Source organism: Kitasatospora sp. NPDC059722, from assembly GCF_042733235.1.
Taxonomy (GTDB): Bacteria; Actinomycetota; Actinomycetes; order Streptomycetales; family Streptomycetaceae; genus Kitasatospora.
On sequence record NZ_JBHWGD010000028.1, the window covers coordinates 61719 to 65562 of the forward strand.

1 protein-coding gene and 1 tRNA gene are annotated in these 3844 nt (G+C 77.4%); one reads left to right on the forward strand and one right to left on the reverse strand.

Going from position 1 to position 3844, the window contains the following annotated elements; all coding sequences use genetic code 11:
- Nucleotides 1-98 precede the first annotated feature (98 nt).
- Nucleotides 99-3461 carry a PAS domain-containing protein gene (locus tag ACFV4F_RS19670; RefSeq protein WP_380504009.1) on the reverse strand — a complete coding sequence of 1121 codons (3363 nt, stop codon included), beginning with the start codon at nt 3459-3461 and terminating at the stop codon, nt 99-101.
- Nucleotides 3462-3638: 177 nt separating this feature from the next.
- Between ACFV4F_RS19670 and ACFV4F_RS19675 the strand changes: the two genes are divergently transcribed.
- Nucleotides 3639-3732 (forward strand) — tRNA-Ser (locus tag ACFV4F_RS19675).
- Nucleotides 3733-3844 lie beyond the last annotated feature (112 nt).

Here is a 3844-nt window from a genome sequence, read left to right on the forward strand (position 1 = left end):
GCTTTCCGCGCTTCCCCCGCTGCCGCTTCGTCTGGCCCGTGCTCCTGCCCGGGGCCCCGGGTCCCGGGGGGGGGGGCGCCCCCCCCCCTCCGTCGTGCTCAGCCCGCGGCGGCGACGCCCGCCTCGCCCATCGCGCCGATCCGCCCGAGCAGGTCGACGATCCGGGACTGGACGTCCGCGCTGGTCGAGCGCTCGGCGAGGAACAGCACCGTCTCGCCGGTGCGCAGCCGGGGCAGCTCGCGCGGGTCGAGGTCGACCGAGGTGTAGACCACCAGCGGGGTCCGGTGCAGCCGGTCGTTGGCGCGCAGCCAGTCCAGCAGGCCGACCCGGCGGCGGCGGATCTGGAGCAGGTCCATCACCACCAGGTTGGGCTGCACGCTGCTGGCCCGGGAGACGGCGTCGTTCTCGTCCGTCGCGTGCTCGACGTGCATGCCGCGCCGCTCCAGGCTGTTGATCATCGCCGAGGCGATGTCCGGGTCGCTCTCGACCAGCAGGACGCGCGGGGCGTGGTGCTCGCCGTCGCGCGGCGCGAGGGCGCGCAGCAGCACGGCCGGGTCGGCGCCGTACGCGGCGTCCCGGGTGGCCTGGCCGAGGCCGGCGGTGACGAGCACCGGCACCCGGCTGTTGAGCGCCGCGGTGCGCAGCGACTGCAGGGCGGTGCGGGTGATCGGGCCGGTCAGCGGGTCGACGAAGAGCGCGGCGGGGAAGCCGGCGACCTGGGCGTCGACCTCCTCGCGGGAGCGGACGATCACCGGGCGGTAGCCGCGCTCCTGGAGGGCCTGCCTGGTGGCCGGGTCGGGCTCGGGCCACACCAGCAGCCGGCGCGTGCCCTGCTCCTCGCCGGCGGGCTTGTCCAGGTTCACGCTGCCGCCCGCGGGCAGTTCGGCGATCGCGGCGCGCGGGGCGGTGCGGGCCTCGGCCGGGACGGCCGGTACCGGCGGGGGGCCGAGCGGGCGCGGCGGGGCGAGCTCGCCGAGGCCGGTGCCGACCGGTCTCGGGGCGGAGTCCGCAGGGCTCTCCGCGGCCGGCAGGGCCGGGCGGGCGGGCTCCAGCGCGGTGGAGGGCGAAGGCGCGGCGGGCGTCTCCGGCGCGGGGCCGGGCGGCACGGCCAGGCGCCGGCGGCGGCCGGTCGGCGCGGCGGCCGGCTCGGGCAGGGCGGGCGCAGGACCGGCCGGGAGGGCGTGCTCCAGGCCGGGGTAGACGGGGCTCTCGGGCAGGCCGGGCAGGGCGAGACCGCCGGAGGAGTCCTCGGCGGCCTCCCGGGCACGGCGGCGGCGGGGCTTGGTCCCGTCGGTCGGGGTGCCCTCGGCCGGGGTCCCGGTGGCCGGCGCGTCGCCGGTGCCGGGGCCGAGCGCGAGCGGGCCGCGCGCGGCGGGGCGCTCCGGCCGGTGCTCGCCCTCGACCGGGACGGCGTAGGCCGGGCCGGACCGGCCGTCGTCCTTGCCCCACGGGTCGGGCTGCGCGCCGTCCGGCTCCGGCGGGGTCCGGCGGCCGTAGGCGGCGTCGTTGCCGGTGCCGTTCCACTGCTCGGGCACGGCCCGCTCGATCCGCGCCGGGGCGTTCGGCCACTGGTCGGCGGGGGCCTGGCCGTCCATGGCCTGGCCGTCCACGGGCTGGGGGGCGGCGGGCGGCGGGGTCTCGGTGGCGGGCCGGCCGCGGCGTCCGCGCCGCTCGGGGGCGGGTTCCTCGGCGGGCGCGCGGTCCGCCTCGGCGTCCGCGGGGCGCTCGGCGGGCCGGTCGTCCTCGGAGCGGCGGGCCGCGGGCAGCTGGGGGATGCCCGGCAGGTCGGGCAGGACGGCGCTGTCGCCCTCCTTGGGCCGGTCGGAGCGGCCCTCGGCGGCGGCGCGTTCGGCGGCGGCCTTCGCGGCGACCGGGTCCAGCGGCAGCTCGACGACGTACGTGGTGCCGGCCTTGCCGGGCAGCTCGTGCGGCTGGAGCACGCCACCGTGGCGCTCGACCACCGCCCGGGCTATCGGCAGGTGGACGGGGCTGCCGCCGCGTCCGGGGCCGCGGATCTCGACCCGGGCGACGTCGCCGCGCTGGGCCGCCGCGAGGACGACCAGCGGCGGCTCGCCGGCGGACGGGGGGGCCGCCGGGCCGCCGGGGGCGGCCAGGCCGGGGGAGGGGGTGGTCGGGGCGTCCAGCGAGAGCCCGACGCCGCTGACGTCGGCGACCAGGTGGGCGACGGCCTGCGCGAGGCGCCGCTCGTCGGCGATCACCTCGACGCCGGCGGCGTGCACCGAGAAGCGCACCCGGCCCGCGCCGACCAGCTCGCCGGCGTCCTCGACGGCCCGCCGGACGATCTTGTCCAGCGCGACCGGCACCCGCCGCTCGGCGCCCTTGCCCTCGCCCTTGCCGTCCTTCGCGTCCTTGCCGTCGGGCTGGGCGGCCTCGCCGGCCTCGGAGCGCTGGTGCGCGAGCACGCCGTCGATCAGCCGGCCGAAGCGGCGGCACTCGTCGGCGAGGCGGCGCAGCGTCCAGTTGGCCTCCGGCCACAACTGCCCGGCGGGGTCGGCGGCGAGCGCGTCCAGGCGCTGGTTGAGCGCGGTCAGCGCGCCGCCGAGCTCGCTCTCCAGGACGGCGGTGAGGTGCTCGTTGCGGGCGACCAGGGCGAGTTCGCGGCTGCGGTCGGTGAAGGTCATCACCGCGCCGACCAGCTGGTCGCCGTCGCGTACGGGGGCGGTGGTGAGGTCGACGGTGACGGGGCGGCCGTCCTTGCGCCACAGCACGGTGCCGCGCACCCGGTGCTTGCGCCCGGAGGTCAGGGTGTCCATCAGCGCGGACTCCTCCAGCGCCAGCGGACTGCCGTCGGCCCGGGAGTGCTGGATCAGCGGGTGCAGCTCGCGCCCGCCGAGCTCGCTCGCGCGGTACTCCAGGATGTGCGCGGCGGCCGGGTTGACCAGCACGCAGCGCCCTTCGAGGTCGACGCCGAGCACGCCCTCGGCCGCGGCCCGCAGGATCATCTCGGTCTGCTTGTGCTGGCGGCGCAGCTCCGCCTCGACGCCGAGCCGGCTGGAGAGGTCCCGGACCAGCAGCAGGAGCAGGTCGCTCGCGGACGGCGAGCGGGAGCCGTCACGGTAGGGGTCGTACGGGACGAGCGGGGAGAGCGCGTAGCCGCGGCCCTCGCCGGCGCCGTCGTCGGCGAAGTCGTTGCCGGAGACCTCGACGGGGAGGGTGGTGCCGTCGGTGCGGTGGGCGGTCATCCGGACCGGGCGGTCGAGGGTGTCGGCCTCGCGCGGGGCCGGGCGCATCGAGCCGGGGATCCGGCTGGGATCGAACTCGGGCAGCAGGCCCAGCACGCCCATGCCGACGAGCGAGGTGCCCGGGGCCTGGAGCAGCTGGACGGCCGCGGCGTTGGCATCCACGACGGTGCCGTTGCTGTTCACCAGCAACAACGCGTCGGGCAGGGCGTCGAGTATGGCGGCGAGGCGAGCAGCGCCTCGGATCGGCCTGCTGCTCACGTCGACAGGTCTCCTCGGCTTGGGGCAGCTCCTCCGGAGTCGGCAGTATCTCATTCTTCTTTGCGGTGGGGACGACCCGGCTAGTAACGTTGGCGGTGGTTGGTGCCGAGCCCCACGGGTGTGGCATCATCACAGGCACACGGAGCGCGTCCGCCAAGCGGGTGCGGTCCTTGTGGAGGAGGCTTCGCCTAGTCCGGTCTATGGCGCCGCACTGCTAATGCGGTTTCGGGGTTATTCCTGATCGAGGGTTCAAATCCCTCAGCCTCCGCCAGCCGAAGGGCCCCCCCCCCCCCGAACAGGGGGGGGGGCCCGGGCCGAGGCCCCCCCCCCCCGGGGTGTGTAAAAAAAACCACAACCCCCAGAACAAAAGAAAATCTGTGTGG